This is a genomic window from Hydrocarboniphaga daqingensis (assembly GCF_900129825.1).
GTDB classification, from domain to species: Bacteria; Pseudomonadota; Gammaproteobacteria; order Nevskiales; family Nevskiaceae; genus Hydrocarboniphaga; species Hydrocarboniphaga daqingensis.
This window is the reverse complement of the sequence record NZ_FQWZ01000004.1, coordinates 428,224-454,866: the sequence shown is the minus strand read 5'-3', so window position 1 is coordinate 454,866 and position 26,643 is coordinate 428,224. Positions and strand designations below refer to the sequence as shown.

The window sequence follows — 26,643 nt, the reverse complement described above, 5'->3', positions numbered from 1 at the left end:
ACTCTCCGGACAAACGAGAACGGCAATGAACCGGAGGTTATGCAGGCCTAGCAGGGGGCTCTATCGGCAAAAGTCGCGTCGCGACGATGGGCACTGCCGGTAGGAGGAATGGTCGCGGACCTGACGGTCCGCCCGGCGGCACCTCAGCCTTCGAGCGGCTTTCGGCCCTTCAGCGACGGCATACCGAGAATGCCGTCTTCGCCCTCGAGGCGGGCCACCATGATCGTGGCGCAGGAATCGCCGAATACATTGACGCCAGTCCGGCACATGTCGAGCACCCGGTCCACCGCCAAAATCAGGCCGACGCCTTCCAGCGGGAGGCCGATTGACGTCAGGATCAGGGCGATGGCGACCAGGCTGGCTGACGGAATACCGGCGACGCCGATCGAGGTCAGCAGCGCGGCCAGCACGATGGTGAACTGCGTCGGCAAGTCCAAGGGCAGGCCGTAGGCCTGGGCGATGAACATCGCCGCAGCGCACTCGTAGAGCGCCGTGCCATCCGTGTTGACGTTAGCCCCGATCGGCAACACGAAGCCGGTAATACGACGCGGCACACCGGCACGATTCTCCAGGCTTTCGAGCGTCACCGGCAGCGAGGCCGCAGAAGAACTGGTTGAGAACGCCGTCAGCAGCGCCGGTGCCATTGCGTGGAAATGCCGCAGCGGCGACACCCGGCAGATCAGTTTGAGCACCAGCGGCAAGGTGATAAACAAGTGCACGGCGAGCGCACAGAGGACAGCGACACAAAACCACGCCAAAGGCCGGAAGGCACTCCAGCCGGTCTTGGCGATGATCGGGGCTACCAAGCCGAGCACGCCCAACGGTGCGAATGCCATTACGACTTTGGCGATGCGGATCATCACCTCGTAGATGCCCTGCCAGAACGCGCGTTGGGTCTGATGCAGTTCCTTGGGCAGGCGCGAGACGAAGTAGCCGAACATGAAGCCGAACAGCACCAAGCCGAGCATGTCACCCGAGGCCGCCGCAGCAAACACGTTTTCAGGCACGAGCCGGACGACCACCGCGAGCATATCGCTGGCGCCCTTGTCCTTGACGCTGTCGAGTACCTTGCCGGTATCGGCCGCCAAGCCGAGCAAAGGCCCTGCGGGCTTGCCCTCGATGATGCCCGGCTGGAGCAGATTGACCATCAGCAACCCGGTCAGGATCGCGATGGTGCCGGTGCCGAGGTAGAACGCCAGCGTGCGCAGGCCGTAGCGGCCGATCACCGACGACTCGCTGAGATTGCCGATGCCGCCGATCATCGCCGACAGCACCAGCGGAACGACCAGCATCTTCAGGCCGTTCAAGAACATCTTGCCGGCAAAGTCGCAAAACGTCAGAAACGCCGGGACGTCACCCAACAACCAGCCGCTGATGACGGCCAGCACCAGCGCGATGGCGATCTGCCAGTGCAGCGCAGGCAGACGCGTCATCGGGTGCGACCGGTGTCGCGAACCTTAAGGTGCCGGCTCTTCGCCGGCAGCGGCAGCGTTCGGGTCAGCCGGCGGATTCTTGATTTCAACCTTGAATTCCTTTTCGAGCGCTTTGCGCATCGCCGCATATTCGGCGCCGGCAACGGCGTCGCGCAACTGCGCACTTTCGGTGGGCGCCAGCGTCGCCGTCGTCGGCTCATCGACCTTACGCAGCAAGATCACGGCCAGATCGCCATTAGCCAGCGTCAACTGCGCCGCGCTGACCTTGCCTTCGACCGGGCGCGGCAGCTTGAACGCGGTGTCGACAATCACGCGCTCGGGCTGCGTCGCGTTGCGCGTCAACACGGCATCGGGCTTGAGTTCAGCACCATGGGCGCCAGCAGCGGTATCCAAGGACTGGCCCTGCTTCAGAGCTTCGACCAGTTGCGTCGCCTTGGCAGCCGCGGCGGCCTTGGCCTTGGCCAGCTGCAGTTCGGCGGCAATACCATCTCGGACTTCGGTCAAAGCACGCTGACGCGGCGCTTCATATTCACTCTTGCGCAGCACCACGACGCGGCCGGCGCCGACGGCGAGCGGCTTGCTGTTCTCGTTGTCGGTCAGCACTTCAGCCGAGAATGCAGCGGTCTTGACCGCGTCTTCGGCGAGAAGACCGCTGCCGCCGGCACGGGTGAACCAATCGCTGCTCTCGACCTTGAGCCCGAGCGCCTGAGCAACCGGTTCCAGCGAGGTCGGATTCTCGAACGCGAGTTGCTCCAGCTTGTCGGACAGTTCCTGAAAGCGCTTCTGCGTTTCGCGAGCCTGATAGACGTCGAGCAGTTCAGCCTGCACCGCCGGGTCTTCGAACGAGCGCACCGTCGGCGTCTTCAGTTCGTCGAGCTTGATCAAGTGGAAGCCAAACTCGGTTTCCACGACACCACTGATCTCGCCGGCAGCCTTCAGCGAAAACAACGCGTCTTCAAAGCTCTTGGTCATCATGCCGCGCTTGATGTAGCCCAGATCGCCCCCGCTCGCCTTCGAGCCGGTGTCGTCCGAGTTCTGCTTGGTCAGATCAGCGAAGCTCGCGCCGGCCTTGATCTGCTCGGCCAGTTTCTCGATGCGCGCCTTCGACGCGCTTTTATCTGCGTTAAACGCAATCAGCAAATGGCTGGCACGGCGTTCTTCACTGCTGGTGAAGCGGGAATCCTTCTCGGCGTCATACGCAACCTTGAGCACCGCTTCGCCGGGATTTTCGGCTTTCGGCAGCTTGTCGAGGGCCAAGTCGACATAGGCAATGCGCAGCCGCTCCGGCGCCATGTAGGCGGACTTGTTAGCCTCGTAGCGTTCTGCGATCTCGGCATCGGTCACTTGAGCGTCGCGCTGGAATGCAGCCAATGGCAGCACGGCCAAGCCGACGTCGCGCGTCTGCCCGGCGATCCGACGGGACAGCAAAGCCTCGTCATCGGTCACGAACGCCGACTCGGCGATCGCCTCCCGGAGTTGATCGATGACCAGTGACTCACGCAGCTGGCTTTCAAAGCGCTGCGGCTGCAAGCCGCGACGTTGCAACAAGTCACGGTACTGCTGCGCCGAAAACTTGCCGTCCTGCTGAAATGCCGGGACGCTGCTCAGATAGTTGAAGACAGCGGCATCACTGGCACGGTAGCCCGCCTTCTGTACGTACTGGCGCAGCAACTGCTCCTGAATCATGTCGTCGAGCACGTTCTGGCGAAACCGCGCCTGGTCGATAATGCCCGGGTTGAAGTTTTCGCCCAGCATCTGCTGCAGCTGCTGGTAGCGCTGCTCATAACCTTGGCGGAACTCGGCCTGTGTAATGTCGTGGTCGCCGACGGTTGCGACGACTGGGTCAGCCGACCCGCCACGGAACGATTCGATCCCCCAGAACGCGAACGGAATACAGATCAGGCCAATCACGAACCAAACGATGGGGCCGGACAAGCGATCGCGAATGGATTGCAGCATGGGCAGTTCGTCTTCAGGCTAAATGAATGCGTCTTTTGCGACGCGCAAAACAAAAAAGGCACCCTTGCGAGGTGCCCCTTTGTTAAAACGAGTGGCGGAGCGGACGGGACTCGAACCCGCGACCCTCGGCGTGACAGGCCGATATTCTAACCAACTGAACTACCGCTCCACTGTTTTTGGTGGGTGCTGACGGGCTCGAACCGCCGACATTCGCCTTGTAAGGGCGACGCTCTACCAGCTGAGCTAAGCACCCCGAAGCTACTTGTCGTAGGAAAACCGGTACCGATGATGTCTCGAACCTCGAAACAACATTAGCGCCCCACTGAGTCCGCTACTTTATAGCATCTTTAAGCGCTTTGCCAGCTTTAAATGATGGCGTTTTGCTGGCCTTGATTTTGAGCACGGCTCCGGTCTTCGGATTCCGACCTGCCCGCGCAGCACGCTCGCGAACCTGGAACGTGCCGAAGCCGACCAGTGCCACCTTGTCCTTCTTCTTGAGTGCCTTGCCGACCACTTGGATGAACGCATCGATGGCGCGCCCGGCGTCGGCTTTGCTCAGGTCGGCCTTGTCGGCGATCGCCTGAATCAATTCTGCTTTATTCATTACCACTTCCTGAAAGTATGACGACACGAGCGCGCACGCGACCGTCGTAGGACGACCATGAAAACGGGGACTGAGGCAGTGCTCGTTAGAATGAGATGCCGCAACCACGACCCTATCGTGGCTTGCGAGGCAGTGTGCGCGCTGCGACTCGGTGACTTTTATAGCAACCGGCCGAGATCGGCGTCAACGCAAAAACAACTCAATACGCTGCGGAACGACAGCAAAAAAACGCCGCAGAGGCACTTGGCCACTGCGGCGCTTTTGGGCGCCACCATCAGGGCTTGCTAATGCGGTCGCACGGCCTCTGCGGCGGCGGCAGGAACCTGCGCTGGCGCTTCCGCCGGCTTGGGCTCCGGCATCGTTTCAAGAGCGATCTTCAGCACGTCCTCGATCCAGCGAACCGGCTCGATTCGGAGCTCCTTGCGGATGTTGGCGGGGATGTCGGCAAGATCCTTGGTGTTTTCTTGCGGAATGACAACAGTCCGAATGCCGCCACGCTGCGCCGCCAGCAGCTTTTCCTTCAATCCGCCGATCGGAAGTACTTCGCCGCGCAAGGTGATCTCACCGGTCATCGCGACATCGGCTCTCACCGGGATATCGGTCAAGGCCGAGACCATCGCAGTGCACATGGCCACACCCGCACTGGGCCCGTCTTTCGGCGTTGCGCCTTCGGGGACGTGAACATGGATGTCGTTGGACTGATGGAAAGCCGGATCGATACCCAGTGCGCGCGCCCGCGAACGGACCACGGTCAATGCCGCTTGTATCGATTCCTGCATCACGTTGCCGAGCGAGCCGGTTTGCGTCAGCTTGCCCTTGCCAGGCGATAGCGCCGCCTCGATCGACAGCAACTCGCCACCGACCTCGGTCCATGCCAAGCCGGTGACCTGCCCGATTTGATTCTTCTCTTCGGCACGGCCGAAGCGGAAGCGCTGCACGCCAAGATACTTGTCCAGATTCTTGTCGGTGATCTTGACCGCCTTGTCGCTTGGCTTGAGCAAGACCTCCTTGACGACCTTGCGCGCGATCTTGCTGATCTCGCGCTCCAAATTGCGAACGCCGGCTTCGCGCGTGTAGTGACGCACGACGCCCCTGATCGCGGCGTCGCTGATCTCGAGTTCGCCTTCCTTCTTGACCCCGTTGTTCTTCAACTGTTTCGGGATCAGGTACTGCTTGGCGATATTGAGCTTTTCGTCCTCGGTGTAGCCGGACAGACGGATCACCTCCATCCGGTCCAGCAGCGGGCCCGGGATGTTCAAGGTATTCGCCGTGGCCACGAACATCACGTCGGACAGGTCAAGATCGACGTCCAGATAGTGATCGTTGAACGTGGAGTTTTGCTCGGGATCGAGCACCTCGAGCAAGGCCGACGAGGGGTCGCCGCGGAAGTCCATGCTCATCTTGTCGATTTCGTCGAGCAGAAACAGCGGGTTCTTGACACCCACCTTGGACAGGTTCTGAACGATCTTGCCCGGCATGGCGCCGATGTACGTACGGCGATGGCCACGAATCTCGGCCTCATCACGAACGCCGCCTAGCGACATGCGCACGAACTTGCGGTTGACCGCCTCGGCGATCGAACGGCCGAGGCTCGTCTTGCCGACACCGGGCGGACCGACGAGGCATAAAATCGGACCGCGCAGCTTTTTAACGCGCGCCTGCACCGCGAGATATTCAAGGATGCGCTCCTTGACCTTCTCCAAGCCGTGATGGTCTTCATCGAGCTTGGCTTGTGCCACATTCAGATCGATCCGCGCCTTGGTCGTCTTCTTCCACGGCACCGTGGTCAGGTGATCGAGGTAGTTGCGGACGACCGTGGCCTCGGCCGACATCGGCGGCATCATCTTGAGCTTGTTGAGCTCGGTACGAGCCTTGGCGCGCGCCTCCTTGGGCATGCCGCTCTTTTCAATCTTGCGCGCGTACTCTTCTTGTTCGTTCGGCGCGTCCTCCCCTTCACCGAGCTCTTTCTGAATCGCCTTCATCTGCTCGTTGAGGTAGTACTCGCGCTGATTCTTTTCCATCTGCGACTTCACGCGACCGCGGATCTTCTTCTCGATCTGCAGCACGTCGATTTCGGATTCGAGCTGCGCGAACACGTGTTCGAGACGCGCGTGCGGATCGTCGATCTCCAGCACCGCCTGCTTGTCTTCAAGCTTCAGATTCAGATGTGCGGCAACCGTGTCGGCCAAGCGACCCGGCGCATCCATGCTCGCCAGCGACGGCAGCAACTCGGCCGGCACCTTCTTGTTGAGCTTGATGTACTGCTCGAACTGAGACAGCGTCGAACGGACCAAGGCGTCGACTTCCTTGGTTCCTGGCGGGATCTCATCGACCGGCAGCGGCTTGCACTCGGCCACCACGTAACTGCCGTCCATTTCAAGACGGAAGATCTGCGCTCGCTGCACGCCCTCGACAAGCACCTTCACCGTCCCATCCGGCAGCTTCAGCATTTGCAGGATGCTGGCCAGCGTACCGACGCGGTAGATGTCGTCGGCACCGGGGTCATCGGTGTCAGCTGTGCGCTGGGCGACCAACAAAATACGCTTGTCATCCTGCATTGCCGCCGAGAGCGCACGAATCGACTTCTCGCGGCCGACGAACAGCGGGATCGCCATATGCGGATAAACGACGACGTCGCGCAGTGGCAGTACGGGAGCGAGACGATCTTGGGAGGCTTCCACGTGATTTCTCGGTTGTTGAGACTTCTGGGCAGATTACTGCAGATGAGGCCGCCTCGCTGCCTTTTCAAGGCAGCGAGCGGAACACCGGCGCTTCCCTGCGGCCGACATGAAAACGCCCCGACGAGCGGGGCGTTGAGTTTGCATCGTCGGCACCGAAACCATCAGGCGCTGTTCTTGACCTCGCGCCGCGACTCGACGTTTTCGTAGACGATGAAAGGCTTGGCCTCGCCCTTGGCCACCGCCTCGTCGACGACCACTTTCGACACATTCTGCATCGACGGCAGGTCATACATGACGTCAAGCAGGATGTTCTCGAGGATGGTCCTCAAGCCACGGGCGCCGGTGCGACGCTCCTTGGCCTTGCGCGCGACGGCACGGAGCGCATCCTCGCGCAGTTCGAGTTGGCATCCTTCCATCTGGAACAACTTGGCGTACTGCTTGACCAATGCGTTCTTCGGCTCCTTGAGAATCGACATCAACGAAGCTTCGTCGAGTTCTTCAAGTACCGCGGCAACGGGCAGACGTCCGACGAATTCCGGGATCAAGCCGAAGCGGATCAGGTCGTCGGGCTCAAGCACCGACAGCACCTTGTTGATCTGCATCGTGTCTTTCTGCGAGCGAACTTCGGCCGAGAAGCCGATGCCGGTCTTCTCGGTACGCTGTTGGATCACGCGCTCGAGGCCTGCAAACGCACCGCCGCAGATGAACAGAATGCCGGCAGTGTTGACCTGAAGGAATTCCTGCTGAGGATGCTTGCGGCCGCCTTGCGGAGGAACCTGAGCGATCGTGCCTTCGATCAGCTTCAACAGTGCCTGCTGCACACCTTCACCGGAGACATCACGGGTAATCGACGGGTTTTCGCTCTTGCGGGCGATCTTGTCGATCTCGTCGATGTAGACGATACCGCGCTGCGCCTTCTCGATATCGTAGTCGCACTTCTGCAGCAGGCGCTGGATGATGTTCTCGACGTCCTCGCCAACGTAGCCGGCTTCGGTTAGCGTCGTGGCATCAGCAATCGCAAACGGCACATCGAGCAAACGAGCCAGCGTCTCCGCCAGCAAGGTCTTACCTGAGCCGGTCGGACCGATCAGCAGAATGTTCGACTTGGCCAACTCGACACCGTCGGTCGAACCTTTAACCGACAGGCGCTTGTAATGGTTGTAGACCGCGACGGACAGCACTTTCTTGGCTTGGTCCTGGCCGATCACGTATTCGTCGAGGACGGCACGGATTTCTTGCGGCTTGGGCAAGCCCTTGGTCTGCGGTTTGGCGTGGACCTCCTCGCGAATAATGTCGTTGCACAGATCAACGCATTCGTCGCAGATGTAGACCGACGGGCCCGCGATCAGCTTGCGAACTTCATGTTCGCTCTTGCCGCAGAACGAGCAATACAGCACCCGTCCGTTGTGCGTGCCGCCGCGCAAATCTCCACTCATCTCGTTATGTCCTCGTGCCGGCGATATCAACTGCGGTTAGCCGGAGTGGCCGTAGATATATCACGGCCCCTATCAATCGCAAAATTGCGAAAAATCTGCTGCTAGGGAGCCGGAACCGGGCTCGCCCGGGTTTCCAGGATGCGGTCGATCAGCCCGTATTCACGGGCCTGCTCCGCGCTCATGAAGTAATCACGCTCGACGTCGCGCTCGACCCGCTCCACCGGCTGGCCGGTGTGATCGGCCAACAAGGCATTGAGCCGCTCGCGCAAGTACAGGATTTCGGCCGCCTGAATTTCGATGTCGGCTGCTGCGCCCTGTGCCCCGCCCGAGGGCTGATGGATCATGATCCGGGAATGGGGCAGCGAGTAGCGCTTGCCCTTGGCCCCGGCCGACAGCAGGAATGCGCCCATGCTGGCCGCCTGACCGATGCACATCGTCGCGATGTCCGGCTTGATGAAGCGCATCGTGTCGTAGATCGCCATTCCCGCGGTGATCACGCCGCCCGGCGAGTTGATGTACAGATGGATGTCCTTGTCCGGGTTTTCGGATTCAAGGAACAGCAGCTGTGCCACAGCGAGATTGGCGACGTAGTCGTCGATCGGGCCCACGATGAAAACCACCCGCTCCTTGAGCAGCCGCGAGAAAATGTCATAGGCGCGCTCACCACGGGCGGTCTGTTCGACCACCATCGGTACGAGGCCCGAGGCACGGCTGATTATCGAGTTGGAGTCGGCGGTCATGTGTGGTTTGCGGACGAATGGACGAAAACTGAAGTTCAGGCCTGCGCCTGGGGATTCAATAGCTGTTCCAGGCTCATCGGCGTTTCGCTGGGCGTGACACCCGCCAGCAAGCGCTCGACCACCTGATCTTCCAGCACCACGGCGCGAAGACCCTGCATCATCTGCGCATTGCTCCGATAGTACTGCTTGACCTCTTCCGGCTGCTCGTAATCACCCGCCAGCTCGTCCAATGCCTTCTCGACTCGGCTCGGGTCGAGCTCGACCTTCAGCTGCTTGATCACCTCGCCGATCAGCAAACCCAGCGCCACCCGACGACGGGCCGTCTGCTCGAACAGTGCGGCCGGCAGCAGTTCGTCGCGCTTCTCGGGCGGCAGATTGCGCATGTTCATGCGTTGCGCCGCGTCGTCACGCAGGCGGGGAATCTCCTGCTGAATCAGCGCACTCGGCACATCGATCGGGTTCTGGGCCAGCAACTGCTCAAGAGCCTGCGACTTCAGACGACCGCGGATCGCCTTTTCGCGCTCGTTCTCCAAGGCGGTCTTGCCCTTGTCGCGGAGTTCGTCCGCCGTCGCGACGTTGTGCGCCTTCAGGAAGTCGGCATCGTCGACGGCCGGCAACTTGACGCCCTTGACCTGATGCAGCACCACGTCGAAGTGCGCGGTCTTGCCCTTGAGCTCCTCGGAACGGTAGTCCTCCGGGAAGTTGACCGGCACGGTGAAGCTGTCGCCGGCAGCATGACCGACGATGCCGTTCTCAAGGTCGGGCAGGAACTGGCCGGCACCGATCTCGAACTCGACCTTCTCGCCCTTGCCACCCTGGAACGGCACACCGTCGAGCTTGCCGTCGAAGTCGATGCTGACCTGATCGCCGGCAGCCGCCGCGCGATCGACCACTTCGAGCTCCCGACGACCCTTGCGCAGGTTGTCCACGAGCTTGTCGATGTCCGCATCCTGGATCAGCACCACGGGCTTTTCGATCTGCAGCTTATCCAAGCCCTGCAGCACGATCTCGGGATAAACCTCGAAGCTGGCCACGTATTCCAGCGGCTGGCCTTCGGTCTCGGCGGTGACGTCAATCTTGGGCATTCCGGCAGGGCTTACACCGGCCTTGCTGAGCGCCTCGGGATAGCTCTTCTGAACCAGATCGCTGACGGCGTCGAGGCGCGCGCTGGCGCCGTACTGCTGCTGAATCACCTTGAACGGCGCCTTGCCCGGGCGAAAGCCGGGAATCTTGGCCCGCGCCGACAGCTGCTTCAGGCGCTGATCGACCGCCTTGGCAACGTTTTCGGCAGGGATGCGAACTTTGAGCTGGCGGAGCAGACCACCAGGGGCTTCGAGCTGGACTTCCATTGAAGAATGACTCTTAGATCGTTGAGAGGGTCGCGGACCCAAAGCAAGGGCCCTGTTTTGGTTATGTTTTCTTGACAGCGGGATGCGACGTCAAAGCATTGGTGACCGCGTATCTGGTGCGAAAGGCGAGACTCGAACTCGCACGCCTTGCGGCACAGGAACCTAAATCCTGGGCGTCTACCAATTCCGCCACTTTCGCCAGCACTACCGACGCGGGCTGGCGAGTATACCAGCGCCGCGCATCGGGCCGTCGCGGCAAGCGCCGCCATCGTCCCATCCACGTCGAAGAACCGACAACGATCGACGATTTGACTCTGTAACGAGAATCATTATCATTTGAATCGCCATGACGGCACCACGGCTTCACCCCAGGAGATAGCGATGACCCCGATCAGCCCCACCGTGACGATGCACTTGCGCAGCCGCCCGCAACCGGTCTCGCGCTCGACTCATCAGCCGCGCCTCAACAGCCAGGATCTGTTTCGAGGCACCCACGAGTTGATCATCGAGCACCAAGGCCAGGAATACCGGCTGCGGCTGACACGGAACGACAAGCTGATCTTGAACAAATAAAGCCGGCGACGGCAGGGCGGCGCGCTCATGCACAATGGGCGGCATGCCCTTCCCCGCTGCTAGATCGCATTCATCCCGACGGCTGACGGCGCTGCTCGCCATTCTGGCTGCGGCGCTTGCAATGCTCGGGCTGTGTTGGGGCAGCATCGCTCTGCCCCCGCTTCACATTTTGCAGAGCTTGCTGTCGGCCATCGGTCTGCCAATGGCGGCAGCGCCCGATCCGTTTACGGTCGCGACCATCGTCGATCTGCGCCTGCCCCGCGTGGTGCTGGCGCTGATGATCGGCGCCAGCCTGGCGCAGTCTGGGGCGGCCATGCAGGGCCTGTTCCGCAATCCATTGGCCGATCCCGGCTTGGTTGGCGTGGCCAGCGGCGCGGCGCTGGCGGCTGCAGCGGCGATCGTCGCCCTCCCAGCATTGGCACCGTGGGCCCAAGCGATTGCCACACCAGCCAGCGCCTTCGTCGGGGGCCTACTGGCAGCCGCGATTGCAGCGCGCATCGCTCGGATCGACGGCGCCACGCGCGTCACGACCTTGCTTCTGGCGGGCCTGGCGACCAACGCGCTGGCAGCCGCCGGCATCGGATTTTTGTTGTCGGTTGCTGATCCGGCCTCGCTGCGCAACATCAGCTTTTGGATGTACGGCTCGCTGTCGAAGGCGGGCTGGACCGAGATCGCACTGACGGCACCGCTGGTCGTCGGCGCGCTGATCTGGCTTCCACGCCAATCTCAGGCATTGGATGCGCTGCTGTTGGGCGAAGCCGAAGCTCGTCATCTCGGCGTGAACGTCGAGCGACTCAAGCGATCCGTGTTGTTGGCGATCGTGCTGGCGGTGGCCTGCTGCGTCGCGCTGGCGGGGCTGATCGGATTTGTCGGGCTGCTCGCACCGCATTGGGTCCGGATGCGTCTGGGACCGGGACATCAAGCGCTGTTGCCCGCGGCCGCGCTCGCCGGCGCCGTCTTGATGAGCGCAGCCGACCTTGTATCGCGCACGCTGCTGGCACCGCAGGAGCTGCCGATCGGAATCCTGACGGCAGCAATCGGCGCCCCGTTCTTTCTGCTGATGCTGTTCCGGCATCGCGGCAGCGTCGAGGGCTGGTAGCGATGCTCGAAGCCCTTCACGTCGGCGTGCGTTGCGACGGTCGTCGACTACTGGACGATGTATCGATACAACTGCGTCCACGGCGATTTCACGCGCTGCTGGGCCCTAACGGGGCCGGCAAGTCGACGCTGCTGCAGATCTTGGCCGGCGACCGTGAACCAGACGAAGGCAAAGCCCAGCTCGACGGCGTCGCACTGTCGTCATGGCCGCTATCCGCGCTGGCACGCCGACGCGCGGTACTGCCGCAACACGACAATCTGCGCTTTGCGCTGCGCGTTGATGATGTGGTGCGCTTGGGGCGATTGCCCTGGGACGAAGCGCCCGGCGAAGCGCAATCGCGACTGGTAGAGCAGTGCCTGAACTCGGTGGGCCTTGCAGGGATGGCAAGCCGCGCCTATCCCAGTCTTTCCGGCGGCGAGCGCGCACGTGCGCAACTGGCGAGGGTGCTGGCGCAACTCAGCGGCGGCGAGGAAACGTCGACGACGTATCTTCTGCTCGACGAGCCGACCGCGAACCTCGACCTTGCGCATCAGCACCACTGCCTTCGGCGACTGCGGCAGTTTGTCGACCAGGGCGGCGCCGTGCTGGCGATCTTGCATGATCCGAATCAAGCGAGCTGCTATGCCGACGATGTCACCCTGATCAAGACGGGCCGCATTCAATGCTCAGGCAAGGCGGCCGACGTGCTCACCTCGGCCGCACTATCGACGCTTTACGACACCGATTTGCGCGTCATCGATCAAGGCTGGATTGTTCCCGGCGGCGCCATCGAAACCGCCAACAGCAGGCTGAAATAAAAGTTTGAAAAAACGCTTGTGATTCCGAAACAAGCTCGCCTATACTGCGCGCCCTCGGAAACGGGGCTATAGCTCAGCTGGGAGAGCGCCTGCATGGCATGCAGGAGGTCGTCGGTTCGATCCCGACTAGCTCCACCAAAGTTTTCAACGACGTTCCCATCGTCTAGAGGCCTAGGACACGTCCCTTTCACGGATGTAACCGGGGTTCGAATCCCCGTGGGAACGCCATCTTTTCAGCAGGTCGACCTCTACGGCCTGCTCCTTCGCAAGGCACCATCATCACGGCGTGCCGCGCAAGTGACTCGCCTCGAGCCGCCGCTGCCGGTGTAGGCTTCGCGCCTGACATCTCATTCGAAGGGCATCGGCAACCGATGAAGCGCTTCAGCCTGCTCGACGCCTGCCTGCTCGGCATGGAATCCATCGATACACCGATGCATGTCGGCATGCTGCTGACGTTTCGGACCAACGACGCTTCATCCGAGAGCGCGCTGCAGCAACGTGTCGCGCGTTGGCGCAGCTATCCCCCCAGCGTGGCGCCGTTCAATGTCGTACTGCCCGCCACCGCGATCGGCCGAATCATCAGGCCGGGACGGACGGCGACGCACATCGACCTCGACTACCACCTGCGCCACTCGGCCCTGCCCCACCCTGGCGGTGAGCGGGAACTCGGCGTGCTGATATCACGCCTGCACTCGCACCCACTGGACTTGCGGCGCCCACCGTGGGAATGCCACGTCATCGAAGGCCTCCCGCAAGGTCGTTTCGCCGTTTATCTCAAGCTTCACCGCGCGGTCGCGAACGACGAACAGTGCCGGGATCTGCTGCATCGGTGGATGTCCGTCGACGACTCGAACGAACATCAGCCGCCGCCGTGGGCCGCGGCCCAGCCTTGGCCGCAGCGTTCGATCATCACGTCTCCTGTGCACGCGGCGCTCAGCGCCTTGAAGGGCGTGCGCGCGCAGTTGCGCGCGGTTCCAGAGCTCTACCACTGCTTGGCGCGCGCCACGCAGGAATATCCGAACGGCAGCATCAGCGGCTTGTTCAAGGCGCCGAGTACGGCCCTCAACGGCATGACGGGCAGCCAGAGACGATTTGCGACGCAGACCTTTGCACTGGACCGACTCGAGCGGCTGGCAAAAACCTGCCACGTTGCCGTCGATGACGTCGTCATGGCGACGATTGGCGGCGCACTGCGGCTGTATCTGCTGGAGATGGAGGCACTGCCCCCGCTATCACTGGTTGCACTGCGTCGCGTGAGCATCGATGAGCATCGTCAGACCGGCGGACTGATCGTCGATCTCGAAACCCAGCTGCACGACCCCATCGCCAGGCTTGTCGCGATCAATCGGTCACATCGAGCTGGAATGCGCCACTTACGGCGAATGTCGAAGGCGGCGCGGCAGCAGTACAACGCACTGATGGCCGCCCCGCTGGTGCTGACCCAGACCACCGGCACCGCAACCCGACTGCCCCCGCTGTTCAATCTGATCGTCAATCAAACGACGTTGTCGCAACAGCCGCGCTATCTCGACGGCGCGGAACTGGACGGGGTCTATCCTCAAGGCCTGCTGCTGCGCGGCCAAGCGCTGTCGATCACCGCGGTGCGTTACGCGCAAACAGTGACGCTGGGTTTCACTGCATGCCGCAACAGCGTACCCAGCGCCCAGCGCTTGGCCGTCCATGCCGGCGAAGCGCTGAGCGAACTGGAGCAAGCATCCGGACTTGCCGATACGCGCCAGATGCGCGTCGTTTCAATTCACACCGCGACGCGAGCGCGCAACCGGACGACAGGCTGAGCTGATGCCCCCAAGGATGGAGGCCACCGGCGCGAGTTGATCGGCGGAAACCGACTTGCCGCTGTTGACGAAGCCCACCGAAATATCACGCGCCGGATCGGCCCAGCAGATCGTCGACAGAAAGCCGAGATGGCCGTATGCACTGCGGCAGTTGTGTCCATACAAACCCACCGGCCACTCGCCAAGTACAAAGCCCGCACTAAAGCGGACCGGCACCAGCAGCGTGCGGTCGATGTGGATCGGTCCCGCGGGCCGGATCGCTTCAGCGATCGTCGCGGCCTTGAATATCTGCTTGCCGTTGTACTCGCCGTTCTGCAGCATCATCTGATAGAACGCACCCGCGTCATCCGAGTTCGCATAGATGTTGCCGGCGGGAATCAACGCCGACATGAACTCAGGCGTGTTGGATATCCGCACGACTTCGGCAAACGAAGCGCCAAGCACGTTTTGAATGAAGCTCGTCAGCGGAAACACCGGATGCAGCCCGGTGTGGTAGTTGAGCGCCGCCTGCGCCCGGCGCTCCACCGGCACACCGAAGCTCATCGTCTTCAGGCCCATAGGCTCGGTAATGATGTCGCGCAGCAAGTCCGGAAGCGAAGCGCCGGATACCCGCTGCGCCAGCTCGCCCAGAATGAACCCGCCGGTAATGGCGTGGTAGCTCTGCGTGTCACCGGTGGCATTGATCGGCTTGGCGGCGCACAAGCGCGCCACCACGTCGTTCCAGTCGAACAGCATCTCGGGCGTCGCGCCGGCTGGCACGCGAGGGATACCGGCTCGATGTGCCAGCAAGTGGCGCACCGTCGTCGCGCCCTTGCCTTCCACACCATATTCGGGAATGAAGCGCGCGATGCGATCGTCAAGCTGCAGATGACGCTGCTCGACCAGCTTGTGCACCAGCATCGCCGTGATCGCCTTGGATGCCGAGAACAAGCAGATCGGCGTTTCAGGCGTACATAGCAAGCCGGGCTTGAGATCGGTACCGATCTGCGCGTGGCCGATGCTGCGGCGAATGATGATCCGGCCCTTGCGGCGCACCGTCAGCGATATCGCCGACTGAAGCCCGGTTCGATACAAGCGTTCGACGTTGCTCCAGATTCGCTCGACCTGCTCTGCCGTCATATCGACGGATGCCGGATCGACTTCAGCCGACGCATCTCGGGTGGTGACGCTTGCGAGATCCTTGGGAACCGGCAGACGCCTCGGCTTGAGGATCGCCTTCAAGCTCATGCGTAGGCTTCCAGCAGCTTGATCGACACGCGCGCATCCATGGCGGTGCGGCGCTCGACGTCTTCGGCGATCAGTTTTTCGATCTTGCCGCCCAGCAACGGGATGCTGCAGCGGAATTGCCAATCGAGCTTCAACACGCTGCCGGCGCCACTGGACACCAGCTTCATATCGGCGTGCACACTGACTGGGGCACCCAAGATCTCGATGTCGATGGTGCCGGTGCGCTTGGCCACCTGCCAGACGTCGGTCTGCGTAACGCGGATCGCTTCGCCGATCAGTTTCTTGGCGAAGTCCGGGACATTGATGTCACCGGCTGCGCTGTATCGGCAACGGATGGTGAACGGATCACCTGTCACAACCGTGTCGACTTTGAAATCGGTCACGTCCATCGACTGGTATTTCTTCTCGAAATAAGCACGGTCGGTGAACATCTTGATCACCACGTCGGCCGGACGCGGGTACTTCAATTCGGTGGAGTACTTCAGGGTCATGGTTCGAATAGTAAAGGCGGGCCACTATAAAAAAGCCGCCGGGAGAACCCGGCGGCTTGGCGTTACCGCAATGTGATCAGACGGCGCGCATTACTTCGTCGTCATCTTCTGCACGGAGCTGGCGTTGAAGTAGTCGTCGTTGTACTTGACCGACAGGTCGTACGGCTGATCTTCGTTGAACGCAGCGGTGATGAAGTAGCGGCCCGAGTTGAAGTGATAGATCACTTCCGGAACCGTGCCGGCGGCCAGAATGTTGTAGCCGATGACCAGATGGCCTTCGTGCAACTGCATCAGCTGATCGCGGTTGTCGTAGTTGTCTTCGAGCACGATGTTCCAGCTGTCCTCGTCGATGTACATGACGCGCTTCTTGAACGTGTGGCTCGTGCCCGCCTTGATGTTGGCCTCGACCACCCAGACGCGATGCAGCTCATAGCGCGGCAGATCCTGATTCAAGTGGTTCGGACGGATCAGGTCCTTGTACTTGACGGTGTTGCCAGCGATCTTGTTGCTGTCGTACGGGATGTACAGTTCCTTCTTGCCGACGAGCTTCCAGTTGAAGCGCTCCAGCGAGCCGTTGAACATGTCCACCTGGTCGTAGAACTGGTGGCCGTCGGTGCCTTCGTAGGGGTTGTCGCAGCAAACCGTCGGCGCACGACGAATGCGCTTCAGCGCCGGGGTGTACAGCCAAGCAGCACGACCGGCTTCGCCCGTGCCAGCCTTCTCATGCACAAGAATGAAGGTGCCCGCCAGGCGAGGCGGCGCCACGGTGCGCGACAGATAGCGCAGGAACTCGCCGGAGTCCTTGGTCAGCGGCACAGCCTTGGTGATCGAGCCGTAGTAGAACGCCGCATCTTCGATGATCTTGGTGAGCTGGAAGTCACCGTTGCGCTGCACGATCATCTGGTTGTTGTAGCGCTTGGCGTAGTCGCCACGGAACTTCAGCTTGTGGTTCCAGACCGGCTCAGCACCCGTCTTGGGGATCGGGAACGGGAAGCCCAGCTTGCAGTTGTCGAGGATGTCGGTGCCGATCATCTCGCAAGTGGTGGCGTTCTTGCCGGTCGCCGCCTTGATCTCGTCGGGGAAATTGACGAAGCGATGCGTCGGGTAGACGTTCATCTTGTACGTGTCGAAGGTCTTCAACAGGTACTTGTGACCCTCGGACAACATCGACTCGTACTGAGCCATGTTCGCCTTGGTGATCGTGAACTTGGGCTTCTCGCCGTCGATCTTCGGCTCGTTGGGATACTCGCCCTTGAGCTGGCCACGCTTGGCGGCCGGCGTCCACTCGGGGATCGTGCCGTCCTTGTTACCGGCCTTCTCGGCGCCGATCGGCGTCAAGTCCTTGCCAAGCTTGGCTGCCTCATCGGCTCCGACCTTTGCAGCGGCAAGCCCTGCATATGCGATGCAGAACGCGCCGAACGCTACAGCAATGCGCTGTTTCATTTACCTCTCCTCGCTAGGGCCGGGTCGTGTGAGCGCCCGGTATTGTTGACAAATATCAGACGCGGGATGCTAGCCAATTCCCGCCAAACTTCCAAACCTTTCAGCCGCCGAACACAACCGCTCAGGAGTTGCACTGCAGCAAGCAACTCGGACCTGTCGCGAGCTCATCGGTTCGACACTTCAACTCGCGACAACGCATCGAGTACCGCGGCGCGCGGGCTGTACTGCGAACCCAGCTGCGCCAGCATGATGAACACACCGGCGAGACGACGGTGCAGAAACACGATTTCGCGTGGCGGCACCCGGAAATGCACCGACAATGCGTTCTTGGCTCCCGCCTGGGCAGCACGCATCGGCAGATCGCTATCACCCCAGCGGTAAGCACCGTCCGTGGTCAGCAGCGCTTTGGGTATCCTTTGTTCCGCCGGGTCGGTGAACGGTTCGACGATCGTCTCACACATTTGGGCGAAGGCCAGCATCGCGGGACGAGGAAATCCAGCTTCTATCAGGCCGATCTCGGTGGCGCCGCGCTCGATCAGTGCATGATCCTGCTCGATGGCGCCGCGAACGATGCACGAGTAGGCGGCGACGAAGCGGCGCTCGAAACGGCGGGTCGCCCCGAAATCCAGCAGTACGATACGGTCATCGTCCGCACGGTCTCCGATTCGAACGCGATAGTTACCAAAATGAGGATCGGTCTGCACCAGGCCCCAGTCGAAGAACTCGCGAACGAACAGCTCGATGAATGCGCCGCCAAGCCGATCGCGACGCGGCTGCGGCAGCGCGCTGACCTCGGCTGCGCGCGGGCTGTAGCCTGACTCGTAGGTCGTCGTCAGCACCCGGGCTCCGGAATACTCGCCGAGCACGGTGGGCACCACGTAACGCCGATCGCCGTCGAGGCGTCGTGCAAAGTCCTCGGTAAAACGGCGCTCGGCCAAGTAGTCGACTTCCTGCACCAGCATCTCGCGCAGTTCGGCGAAGATCGGGCCGATATCGAGACCCTTGGGCGTCAGCCGCGACATCAGCAGCAACCTTGAGAGGGTGCGGATATCGCTGTCGATCGCATCGGCAACGCCGGGGTACTGAATCTTGACCACCAGTTCCAGCCCGTCACGCTTGCGGCGTGCGCGATGCGCCTGTCCCAGCGATGCAGCGGCGATCGGCTGCTCGTCGATATCCAGCTCGCGCAGCCGTTCGCGTCCCAGCTGGCGGTCCAGAACCGGTGCCACGTGCTGCCAAGACACCGCTGGCGTGTCGTCTTGCAGCGTCGACAGCACCTCAACGGCTTCCGGCGGAAGGAAGTACTGCCCGTACAACGACAGCATCTGCCCCGCTTTCATCACGCTGCCCTTGAGTTGGCCGAGTTCATCGGCCAACACTTGCGCTTGGCGCTGATAGAACTCGCGATTGGCTTCGTCGCGCGACACTTCACCGCGAAAGATGTTGCGGATGCTGTGGGCCACGATGCTGCTGCCGGCGCCGAACCCAAGCTTGGTCAGCGCCAGATTGCGCTCGAACGGCCGCGTCTTCAGCCGATCCATGCCGGGCTTGCGCGCCGGCAGCGGTGAGGACTCATCGCTTTGCTTCGACATAAACTATTGGATTCCTGGCCCAACCGATACGCGCTGCAAACCACTATGCCAACACTGTCTGACATTTTGCTCGTCGAACACCAGCGAGAAGCCCTGACTCAAGCCTGCGCGACGACGGTCGAACGTCATCTGAACGGTCTACGCAGCTTGCGCGGCCTGGCCCTGAAGGCCGGACTGGGCATGTTCAAAACGGCGGTACCCGACGCGATTCCACGCGTGGTGCGCAAGCTGCTGCCGGATTTTGCAGTGGCGCTGGAGCCGCTGCATCAGCAGTTTCTGCAGTCTGGCGACCGCGATTTTAGCCTGTTCCTGCGCAAGAACTCGGCACCCGCTACGGCGGCACTGATCGGCGTACTCGACCATCGCGTCGGCGCCAGCAGCAACGAGACCGTCAAGATGGCGTATTCCAAGCTGCGGGGCAGCATCAATGACGAAATGGCAGCGGTACTGCCCGAGCTGGCCAAGACGATCAGCGGTTACATGAGCTGACGCTCGGCCGCCGTTCAACGAGCGGCGGCATCGTGCATCGCGGCCGCCCAGCCCCTTTCCACCAGAGGCTTGCGCGACAGCGACCCAGCGTCCCGGTTGGCCATTTCGAGGTCTTGTGACAGCCGCAACGGCAGCGCGGCAAGACCTTCCTGGCGCAAGCTTTCCAGGGCTTGGTGCCGTATCTCGTCGACGGCAATCTGTCCCGGCCGCTGCTCGGGGGCGGCTTGAACGGCGCCTGCGACCAGGCACAGCCCGCTCGCGACCGTGACCGACCATGTCGTTGCTTTCATCAGCGCTCTCCCGCTTTCTATGGCGTCGTGTACCGGTCAGACGCCAATGGCGGCGATAGGGTTTGCACGCCAGTCCGACGATCGGACGTAACAGGATGCGCTGGGGCAGCCTCTGCGCAGATCCCGTCAGCGTTGCCCGTAGCGGGTTTTGACCGCGTCCGGTGCAAAGTCGCCGTCCTTGAGCCCCGGCAGGTCGTACTGCGGCGGCGGTTCCTGCGCTGTCAGCCGGTTGATGAAGTAGCGGCCGTCTTTGAAGTCGTAGGTCACCACCGGCAGGCAGTTGGCGTACCGCGCGTCGTACAGCGCCAGCAGATGCCCTTCCTGGAAGCGCCACAGGGTGCGATCGTCGCGCTGGTAGTTCTCGACCAGCACCACGTTCCAGCTGTCTTCATCGACATAGAACACGCGCTTGCCGAACGAGTGCGACTTGCCACCGCGCTCGGTGGCTTCGACGACCCAGACACGGTGCATCTCGTAGCGCGTGGCCTCGGGGTTCAGATAGCCGGGCTTGATCAACTGCTCGTAGCGGTAACGGCCATCACCGATCCGGTAGTTGTTGTAAGGCACCAGCATTTCGCGTTTGCCGATCAGCTTCCAGACATAGCGGTCGAAAGCGCCGTTGTACATGTCGACCATGTCGACGAACTGCAGGCCTTCGGAGCCTGGGAACGGCTGGTCGTAACCGACGGGCGGGATGCGGAACATGCGGCCGATGTCCAGCGGCAGCGCCCACACGTTGCGAGCCCCACGCGTGGTGTCGGCCGTCTCGTGCACCAGCGCGAGGAAGTCTTTGCGCGATGCACTTTTGCCGAACCAAGTCAGGTAATACAGCAGGATGTTCTTCTGGCCGATATCGACCGGGTCGGCGATGTTGCCGTAGCGGTAGTAAACCAATTCGGTCTGCTTGAGCCAGGTGGCGCTGCCGCTTTTCTGCACGGCGGCCTGCGCGGTCTGCGCTTGCATCGAATCGCCGCGATAGCGGACTCGATGGTTCCACATCACTTGCACGCCGGAATCGGGCTTCGGGAACGGAACGCCCAATCGTGCGCCGCTCAAGGAATCCGAGCCGATCAACCGCGCCTTGCCGATGTTGGCTTGCGTGGCGTCATAGATCGCCTGCGGATACGCAACGCTGCGACGGCTGGTGTAAACCGGCATGGCGTAGCCCGGCCGGGTTTCTAGCAAGCGGCGATGGCCATCGGACAGTTTGCCGGCGTACTGCGCCGCGTTGCCAGCGGTGATCGTAAACAAGGGCTTGTCGGCGGCAAACGCATCTTTCAGCCGTTGGCCCTTGGCAGTGCCAGCCGGTGCGCTCAGGCCGCCGGTCCACGCGGGAATGCTGCCGTCGGCATTGCCGCCGCGCTCCGCGCCGATCGGGGTCAGCGCACCACTGGGCCTCGCCGAGCCCATGACCACGTCGGCTGACGTGGCGGCCGGCAGCGGCGCGGTAACGGTCAAGGTTTCTCCGCTGGTCAGACGATCGCTGAGCGCGACGTCGTCGTCCGGCTGCCGGCGCTGCAAATCGGCGGCTGCGGCCAGCGCCTCGTCGCGCGCGCGGCCGGATTCGAGGTACTTGATCCAGTCGGCTGCGAGTTTCTTGCTCGGCGTGAACTCCTGAGCGGCGCGGAATGCCGACAGGGCACCGTCGATATCGGCCTGCTGGTAGCGCGCCAATCCCAAGGTCATCAGCAGCGGGCCGTTGCGGCCGTTGCCGGAGGCCAGCTTTTCCAGCGTGGCGGCTGCCTGCACGTACTCTTCGCGCTCCATGTGCAGCTGCGCTTTCTGCTGCAGCAGGTCGTTGCTGCCGCCCTTGGCCAGCGCAGCATCGATCGCCGCCAGTGCACGCTTCTTCTCGCGCGCCGCGACCCACAGCGTCGCCAGCAAACGACGGTTGGGCGCGTCATCGGCCAACTGTCCGCCGTCGATCCAGCCCGTCAGCAGCGACGCCGCCTCGAATGGTGCTCCGATCTGGCCGGTCAACGTGACCAGTCGCAGCCGGTCCTGCGCGTCGCGCAAAAAGCCCAGCCGGCTGGCCACTTCCATGACGGCCTGCGCGCGCTCCTTGTTGCCGGCTTTGACACTGACCGCGGCCAGCTGGATCCATTCTTCACGCCGCGACGGATCACGCTTGACGGCTTCTTCGAGCAGCGGCAGCGCGTCTTTGTCGCGTCCCGATCCAAGATAGGCGGCCAGCAACGCGCGCTTCCAGCTGAGGTCGGCATTGGGTACCGCGCGCACGCCTTTTTCGAGCAAGGGCGCGGCATCGGCATAACGCTTCTGCTCAAGGTAGGCGGCGCCCAACGCGATGTAGGTTTCCGGCGCTGCCTTGCCGGTTTTCACCTGTGCTTCAAGCTGCGGCAGCATCTGCTTGGTATTGCCGCTGGCCATGTACAACGACGCTAAATCCTGGCGCATCGCGGCCTCGGCCGGACCGGCCAATGCCTTGGTCGCGATCGCCTGCTCCAGCAGTTGGGCGGCCTGCTTGTAGTCTTTCTTGGCGGCCGCCGTCGCGGCCATATCGCGCAGCAGCAGCGCACGCCCGTAAGGATCAGTGGTCTGCTTGAGCAGCACCTGCGGATCGACCGGCTTTTGCGCAGGTGTGTTCGGCACTTCGCGCACTTCGCTGCGGTATTGCTCGGCCAACACGGTCGCCGGCCACGACCACGTGACCAGCAACAACGCGGCGATGCGGACGGTTGCGCGCTTCAACGGTAGTTGTAGGCGCAATCGGCCGGATCCATCGGCACGCGTTGACGGACTTCGGCCGACTTGCCGGTGCGCTCGTACAACCAGTTGCCGATGCTTTCCACGGCAGCCGCTTCGAATACGCCGCGCGGCTCGGCATTGATGATCTTGACGTCCTTGACGTGACCGTTGGGGTCGACCGTAAACACGGCTTCGACCCAGCCGCCGAGCTTTTGCTTGCAGGCCCATTCCGGCATCTGCGGCCGCGCGGTCGACAGCGGCACCAGCGGCTTGCCCTTCCAGGCCCCACCGCCGCCACCACCGCCGCCACCACTGCCGTTGCCATTGCCGCCACCGCCGCCGGCAAAGCCGCCGAACACGCCCGAGGCCCCCAGCGAACTGCCGAGCCCAATCGCAACCGATCCGGTCGGCACCGCGATGGTCCCGACATCGATCGTCGAAACGGCAACGGCCGGCATCGACAATTCAGGTAAAGCTGCCTGCGCCAACGCCGGTGGCGCCTCAGGCGGCGGTGGCGGCGCTGATTGCAGCAGCTTCATCGGGTCGGCTGGCGGGGTCTCGTCACGCTCGGTCTGGACGACCCGCACGTCTTCGATCGTCGTCGGCGGCTCCAGCGTCGATTCCTGGCCCCGAATCGCCAACATCATCAGCAGAAACAGCAGCCAGGTCAGCAGCAAGGCCGCCGGCGGCAGCCACAGCCAGCGCAGCCTCGACACGCGCGGCAATGGAACCTCGGACCTGACGGCGATCGACGGCATCGGGGCTATTGCGGCGTTGCGGATATGGCAACGTCGGCAACACCCGCCAGACGCGCCTGGTCCATAACCTCGACCATCAGTCCGGCACGCGCATCACGATCGGCTTGAACGACGACGGCGGCCTTGGGCCGGTCGCGTCGCATGCGCTCGATTTCGGCGCGCAAACGGCGGATGTCGACGCGTTGCCGATCGATCCAGACTTCGTTGGTTGCCGACACGGCGACGAAGATGCTGCCCTTGTCCTCGGGCTTGGCCGTCTTGGCGGCGGGACGGTTCACGCGAATGCCCGACTCGTGCACGAAAGCGGCGGCGATGATGAAAAAGATCAGCAGGTTCATCACGAAGTCGAGCATCGGTGCAAGGTCGATACCGGTGTCTTCCTGCACCACGGTATGGCGGCGAAACTTCATGCTGCAGCTCCGATGCGACGGCCGACGCGAGCCGAAGGGCGGCCGTCGAGCAGATCGTGGATGTAGGCGGTCTCGCGCTGGATGCGCGTTGTGAACAAGTGACTGAACAGCAGGCCGACCAAGCTGACGACGAGACCGGCCATCGTCGCGATCATCGCGTGGCTGATGCCATCGGCCATCGCGCGCGTATCGGCATTGCTCGACGAGGTCATCGCGTCGAAGACCTGCAGCATGCCGGTGACGGTACCGAGCAGGCCCAGCAAAGGCGCCATCGGCACCGTGACACGGATCAGTGCCATGCCCGACTCCAGGCCAAGCTGGAGTTGCGACACCATCGCACTGCGGATCCGCAACGCCGCCCAGCTGTGATGTTCGGTGCGTGAACGCCACTCGGCGATCACGGCAGCCCGTCGCAGCGGATGGATTTTCCACAGATACCACGCGCGCTCGAGTACCAGCGTCCACATGATCAGCGCGGTGATCAGAATCCAGGCCACGACCCAGCCGCCGGCATCGAGGAAATCGAGCAGCAGGGTCAGTGGCATCGACAGCATTTGACGCATCAACGCGCTCCTGCGGCGCTGCTCTGAGCCTTGGAGTTGGCTTCAAGATGGCGCGCCAGCAGACCCGCCGCCTGCTCGTCGAGCACCTGCGTTAGTGCGCGCGAGCGCGAGCCCAGGAAGCTGTTTGCGAACAGCAGCGGGATCGCGATGATCAAGCCGAGCACCGTGGCGACCATCGCCTGCGAGATGCCACCGGCCATCACTTTCGGGTCGCCGGCACCGAGTTCGGTGATCACCTGGAAGGTCATGATCATGCCGACGACGGTGCCGAGCAGGCCGAGCAAGGGGCCGGCTGCAACGATCATTTTCAGCAGCGACTGGTAGCGCTCCAGCTTCGGCGTTTCGCGCAGAATCGCCTCCGACAGGCGGGTTTCCAGCACTTCGGGATCTTGCAGCAGCAGTGCGTCGGAGGCGCCCTGCGGCGCAATGCTCGCCAGCACGCGGCCGAGCGGATTGTCGAGCCGCGGCTGCTCGATCTGGCGCAACTGCTGACGCACCTGCCGATCGACCCGCAGCAGATACACCAGCTGATAGATCGCCAGCACGCCGCCGAGAATACCGATGGCGATGATTACGTAGCCAACTTCGCCGCCCTGATCGATCCGCTCGCCCAGCGTCGGCCGCTCGGCCGAACGGCGCAGCAGCGCACCGCGCGACGGGTCGATCAAGATCGTGGCCAGCGGCTCGTCGCCGCGACCGAAATCATCGATCAGGCCAGTGTGGCCGGGCTGGCGCGCCAACGCCGCAAGCTTGCCGGTGTCGGGCTGCAGCGCCAGGTAACGGCCGTCGGCGAACGCGGTAAACAGGCCGATACGCGTGACCTGCTGTTGCTGCGGGCTGCCCTGGTCGTCGAACACTTGCGCGTCGAAGCGCGCCACCTTGCCGCCTTCGGCAATTTCCTGGGCGTAGGCCAGCCAGAGCTGCTCGATCTGGTCGACACCGGGCAGCTCGCGCGCCTGCGCCAGCGCGTCGAGTTCGGCAATGCGGTCGGGGAACTGCGGCGTCACCAGCGAATCCCCAGCCTGTGCACGGAACGCACCCGCGGCCTCGGCCACGGCCGAAAAAATCTGCGCGCTATCACCCACGCGGCCGGACAGCTGCTGCTTGAGCGCGGCAATGCCGGCTTGCGCACCATCGAACCGTGCCTTGGCCGCCTTGGCGCGGGCATCGGCCGCGTTCCGCGCGGCCTCGGCTTGCGCCAGCAGCGCCGCTTGCTGCGTCTTGTCGCGCAGGAACCGCGCTTCGCGCTCGGCGTTGGTCTTGGACATTTCGCGCGAACCGTCGCGGATCTGCTCGACCAACTTATCCAGGCCGTTAGCCGGCGGCGGGGTCGCTGCCAGCGACGACAACGACGCCAGCAGCAGCGCGAGCGCCAATGCGCCCGATGCAATGCGTGAGGTCGCGGCGATCATCGCGCGGTCTCGGTGGCGGGCGCGGCAGCCAGCCGCTGCGGCATCGGCAACTGCAACAGATCGGGCGCCAAGGTTTCGCGCGCCATCCGCAAACCGCGGCGGATCGGCGTGATGTGCTCCGAGTCCAGCGTCTGCCATTGGCGTGCGGCGGCATCCCACCACCCGGCCTGGCTGCCGTCCGTACTCAGGTAGTACAGCGCCGTGCGCCCGACGCGCAGCACGTCGACGGTGCGCTGATCGATCTGCGTACGCTCGGCGCCCAGCGTGCGACCGTACTCAGCTTCGATCTGATAGGCCTCCAGAATTCGCTTGAACTTGTCGGCATTGCTGGTCGACGGGTCCGACATCAGCCGCTTGATGCCATCGACGCGGTCCTTGCGCTCTTGCTGCAGAAACGGCAGGTCTTCAGCAACCACGCTTTCGAGCCCTTGCACCATGCGCAGCATCAGCGGCAACAGTTCACGCTCGGTGCGATCGATCTCGGTTAACTGCCGCGACAGCGAATCGCGCTCCGCCTCCTGACCATTGGCCAGCTCTTCGAGCTGTTCGGCATAAACCTTCAGCTGCTGCGACTGCCAGGTGGCCGCGCGATAGCGTTCCAGCATCTGCCGCGTGGCGTCATCGAGCTGGTTGATCCGCGCCTGAGAATCACGCGCACCCCGGTTGGCTGCGATCGTGGCGTCGAGCGCCTGCCCGACCGGATCGGCAGCGGCTGCGGTCACCGGCAGCGCCGTGACGGCCAGCGGCCATGACAAGAGCAGAGCCCAAGAATGGGCCCGAAAAGACCTCTGCACC

Annotated in this window: 23 protein-coding genes and 5 tRNA genes; 7 read left to right on the top strand and 21 right to left on the bottom strand. The window is 62.8% G+C overall.

Going from position 1 to position 26,643, the window contains the following annotated elements:
- Window positions 1-143: 143 nt before the first annotated feature.
- From BUB09_RS10585 to BUB09_RS10540, 10 genes are all read right to left on the bottom strand, one after another.
- A complete protein-coding gene (locus BUB09_RS10585) occupies window positions 144-1,433 on the bottom strand; it encodes a dicarboxylate/amino acid:cation symporter (RefSeq protein WP_072897397.1) in 1,290 nt (429 codons plus the stop codon).
- Window positions 1,434-1,457: 24 nt separating this feature from the next.
- Window positions 1,458-3,392 (bottom strand): SurA N-terminal domain-containing protein, encoded by a 1,935-nt coding sequence (locus BUB09_RS10580; RefSeq protein WP_072897395.1) that lies wholly within the window; start codon window positions 3,390-3,392, stop codon window positions 1,458-1,460.
- 92 nt (window positions 3,393-3,484) lie between these two features.
- A tRNA-Asp gene (locus tag BUB09_RS10575) sits at window positions 3,485-3,561 on the bottom strand.
- A gap of 8 nt (window positions 3,562-3,569) precedes the next feature.
- Window positions 3,570-3,645 (bottom strand) — tRNA-Val (locus tag BUB09_RS10570).
- 78 nt (window positions 3,646-3,723) lie between these two features.
- Window positions 3,724-3,996: an HU family DNA-binding protein gene (locus BUB09_RS10565; RefSeq protein ID WP_072897393.1), complete on the bottom strand. Its 273-nt coding sequence runs from the start codon at window positions 3,994-3,996 to the stop codon at window positions 3,724-3,726.
- A gap of 284 nt (window positions 3,997-4,280) precedes the next feature.
- Window positions 4,281-6,611 (bottom strand): endopeptidase La, encoded by a 2,331-nt coding sequence (lon, locus tag BUB09_RS10560; protein ID WP_436232911.1) that lies wholly within the window; start codon window positions 6,609-6,611, stop codon window positions 4,281-4,283.
- A gap of 227 nt (window positions 6,612-6,838) precedes the next feature.
- The gene (clpX, locus tag BUB09_RS10555; RefSeq protein ID WP_072897382.1) at window positions 6,839-8,113 is read right to left on the bottom strand and encodes an ATP-dependent Clp protease ATP-binding subunit ClpX; all 1,275 of its coding nucleotides are present in this window, start codon (window positions 8,111-8,113) and stop codon (window positions 6,839-6,841) included.
- Window positions 8,114-8,214: 101 nt separating this feature from the next.
- A complete protein-coding gene (clpP, locus tag BUB09_RS10550) occupies window positions 8,215-8,853 on the bottom strand; it encodes an ATP-dependent Clp endopeptidase proteolytic subunit ClpP (protein WP_072897380.1) in 639 nt (212 codons plus the stop codon).
- 35 nt (window positions 8,854-8,888) lie between these two features.
- Entirely contained in the window at window positions 8,889-10,202 is a 1,314-nt protein-coding gene (gene tig, locus BUB09_RS10545) for a trigger factor (RefSeq protein WP_072897378.1), read from the bottom strand.
- Between the two features lie 114 nt (window positions 10,203-10,316).
- Window positions 10,317-10,401: transfer RNA gene (locus BUB09_RS10540), tRNA-Leu, on the bottom strand.
- A 209-nt stretch (window positions 10,402-10,610) separates the two neighbouring features.
- Here BUB09_RS10540 and hemP point away from each other — a divergent pair.
- From hemP to BUB09_RS10510, 6 genes are all read left to right on the top strand, one after another.
- Window positions 10,611-10,775 carry a hemin uptake protein HemP gene (gene hemP, locus BUB09_RS10535; protein ID WP_072897527.1) on the top strand — a complete coding sequence of 55 codons (165 nt, stop codon included), beginning with the start codon at window positions 10,611-10,613 and terminating at the stop codon, window positions 10,773-10,775.
- 43 nt (window positions 10,776-10,818) lie between these two features.
- Window positions 10,819-11,874, top strand: a complete 1,056-nt coding sequence (locus BUB09_RS10530) for a FecCD family ABC transporter permease (protein ID WP_072897525.1) — start codon at window positions 10,819-10,821, stop codon at window positions 11,872-11,874.
- A 2-nt stretch (window positions 11,875-11,876) separates the two neighbouring features.
- Complete coding sequence (locus tag BUB09_RS10525; RefSeq protein ID WP_072897377.1) at window positions 11,877-12,671, top strand: heme ABC transporter ATP-binding protein; 795 nt, start codon at window positions 11,877-11,879, stop codon at window positions 12,669-12,671.
- Window positions 12,672-12,733: 62 nt separating this feature from the next.
- Window positions 12,734-12,809: transfer RNA gene (locus tag BUB09_RS10520), tRNA-Ala, on the top strand.
- Window positions 12,810-12,823: 14 nt separating this feature from the next.
- Window positions 12,824-12,899, top strand: a tRNA-Glu gene (locus tag BUB09_RS10515).
- A gap of 143 nt (window positions 12,900-13,042) precedes the next feature.
- On the top strand, window positions 13,043-14,467 hold the full coding sequence (locus tag BUB09_RS10510; protein WP_072897375.1) for a wax ester/triacylglycerol synthase family O-acyltransferase: 1,425 nt from the start codon (window positions 13,043-13,045) through the stop codon (window positions 14,465-14,467).
- Here BUB09_RS10510 and BUB09_RS10505 read toward each other — a convergent pair.
- The 4 genes from BUB09_RS10505 to BUB09_RS10490 all read right to left on the bottom strand — a co-directional run bounded on the left by BUB09_RS10505 (window position 14,423) and on the right by BUB09_RS10490 (window position 19,220).
- Window positions 14,423-15,694, bottom strand: coding sequence for a serine hydrolase domain-containing protein (locus tag BUB09_RS10505; RefSeq protein ID WP_072897373.1), 1,272 nt, complete (start codon window positions 15,692-15,694; stop codon window positions 14,423-14,425). The genes BUB09_RS10510 and BUB09_RS10505 overlap by 45 nt on opposite strands.
- The gene (locus tag BUB09_RS10500; RefSeq protein ID WP_072897371.1) at window positions 15,691-16,185 is read right to left on the bottom strand and encodes a DUF2505 domain-containing protein; all 495 of its coding nucleotides are present in this window, start codon (window positions 16,183-16,185) and stop codon (window positions 15,691-15,693) included. The genes BUB09_RS10505 and BUB09_RS10500 overlap by 4 nt, the downstream gene beginning before the upstream one ends.
- Before the next feature lie 90 nt (window positions 16,186-16,275).
- Entirely contained in the window at window positions 16,276-17,628 is a 1,353-nt protein-coding gene (locus BUB09_RS10495) for a DUF1329 domain-containing protein (RefSeq protein ID WP_072897369.1), read from the bottom strand.
- A 164-nt stretch (window positions 17,629-17,792) separates the two neighbouring features.
- Window positions 17,793-19,220: an ABC1 kinase family protein gene (locus tag BUB09_RS10490; protein ID WP_072897367.1), complete on the bottom strand. Its 1,428-nt coding sequence runs from the start codon at window positions 19,218-19,220 to the stop codon at window positions 17,793-17,795.
- Window positions 19,221-19,265: 45 nt separating this feature from the next.
- Here BUB09_RS10490 and BUB09_RS10485 point away from each other — a divergent pair, with 45 nt between their 5' ends.
- On the top strand, window positions 19,266-19,709 hold the full coding sequence (locus BUB09_RS10485) for a DUF6918 family protein (RefSeq protein WP_072897365.1): 444 nt from the start codon (window positions 19,266-19,268) through the stop codon (window positions 19,707-19,709).
- A gap of 14 nt (window positions 19,710-19,723) precedes the next feature.
- On the opposite strand, the gene BUB09_RS10480 is transcribed toward BUB09_RS10485, so the two are convergent.
- The 7 genes from BUB09_RS10480 to BUB09_RS10445 form a co-directional block, all read right to left on the bottom strand.
- The gene (locus BUB09_RS10480; protein ID WP_072897363.1) at window positions 19,724-19,999 is read right to left on the bottom strand and encodes a hypothetical protein; all 276 of its coding nucleotides are present in this window, start codon (window positions 19,997-19,999) and stop codon (window positions 19,724-19,726) included.
- Between the two features lie 126 nt (window positions 20,000-20,125).
- Window positions 20,126-22,708, bottom strand: coding sequence for a DUF1329 domain-containing protein (locus BUB09_RS16760; protein ID WP_245793247.1), 2,583 nt, complete (start codon window positions 22,706-22,708; stop codon window positions 20,126-20,128).
- On the bottom strand, window positions 22,705-23,463 hold the full coding sequence (locus BUB09_RS17220; RefSeq protein ID WP_175550172.1) for an energy transducer TonB: 759 nt from the start codon (window positions 23,461-23,463) through the stop codon (window positions 22,705-22,707). Before BUB09_RS17220 ends, BUB09_RS16760 begins: the two co-directional genes overlap by 4 nt.
- 5 nt (window positions 23,464-23,468) lie before the next feature.
- The gene (locus tag BUB09_RS10460) at window positions 23,469-23,873 is read right to left on the bottom strand and encodes an ExbD/TolR family protein (RefSeq protein ID WP_072897350.1); all 405 of its coding nucleotides are present in this window, start codon (window positions 23,871-23,873) and stop codon (window positions 23,469-23,471) included.
- Window positions 23,870-24,436, bottom strand: coding sequence for a MotA/TolQ/ExbB proton channel family protein (locus tag BUB09_RS10455; RefSeq protein ID WP_084083344.1), 567 nt, complete (start codon window positions 24,434-24,436; stop codon window positions 23,870-23,872). Before BUB09_RS10455 ends, BUB09_RS10460 begins: the two co-directional genes overlap by 4 nt.
- Window positions 24,436-25,848 carry a MotA/TolQ/ExbB proton channel family protein gene (locus tag BUB09_RS10450; RefSeq protein WP_072897348.1) on the bottom strand — a complete coding sequence of 471 codons (1,413 nt, stop codon included), beginning with the start codon at window positions 25,846-25,848 and terminating at the stop codon, window positions 24,436-24,438. Before BUB09_RS10450 ends, BUB09_RS10455 begins: the two co-directional genes overlap by 1 nt.
- Entirely contained in the window at window positions 25,845-26,603 is a 759-nt protein-coding gene (locus BUB09_RS10445; protein ID WP_245793246.1) for a DUF3450 domain-containing protein, read from the bottom strand. Before BUB09_RS10445 ends, BUB09_RS10450 begins: the two co-directional genes overlap by 4 nt.
- Window positions 26,604-26,643: the final 40 nt, after the last annotated feature.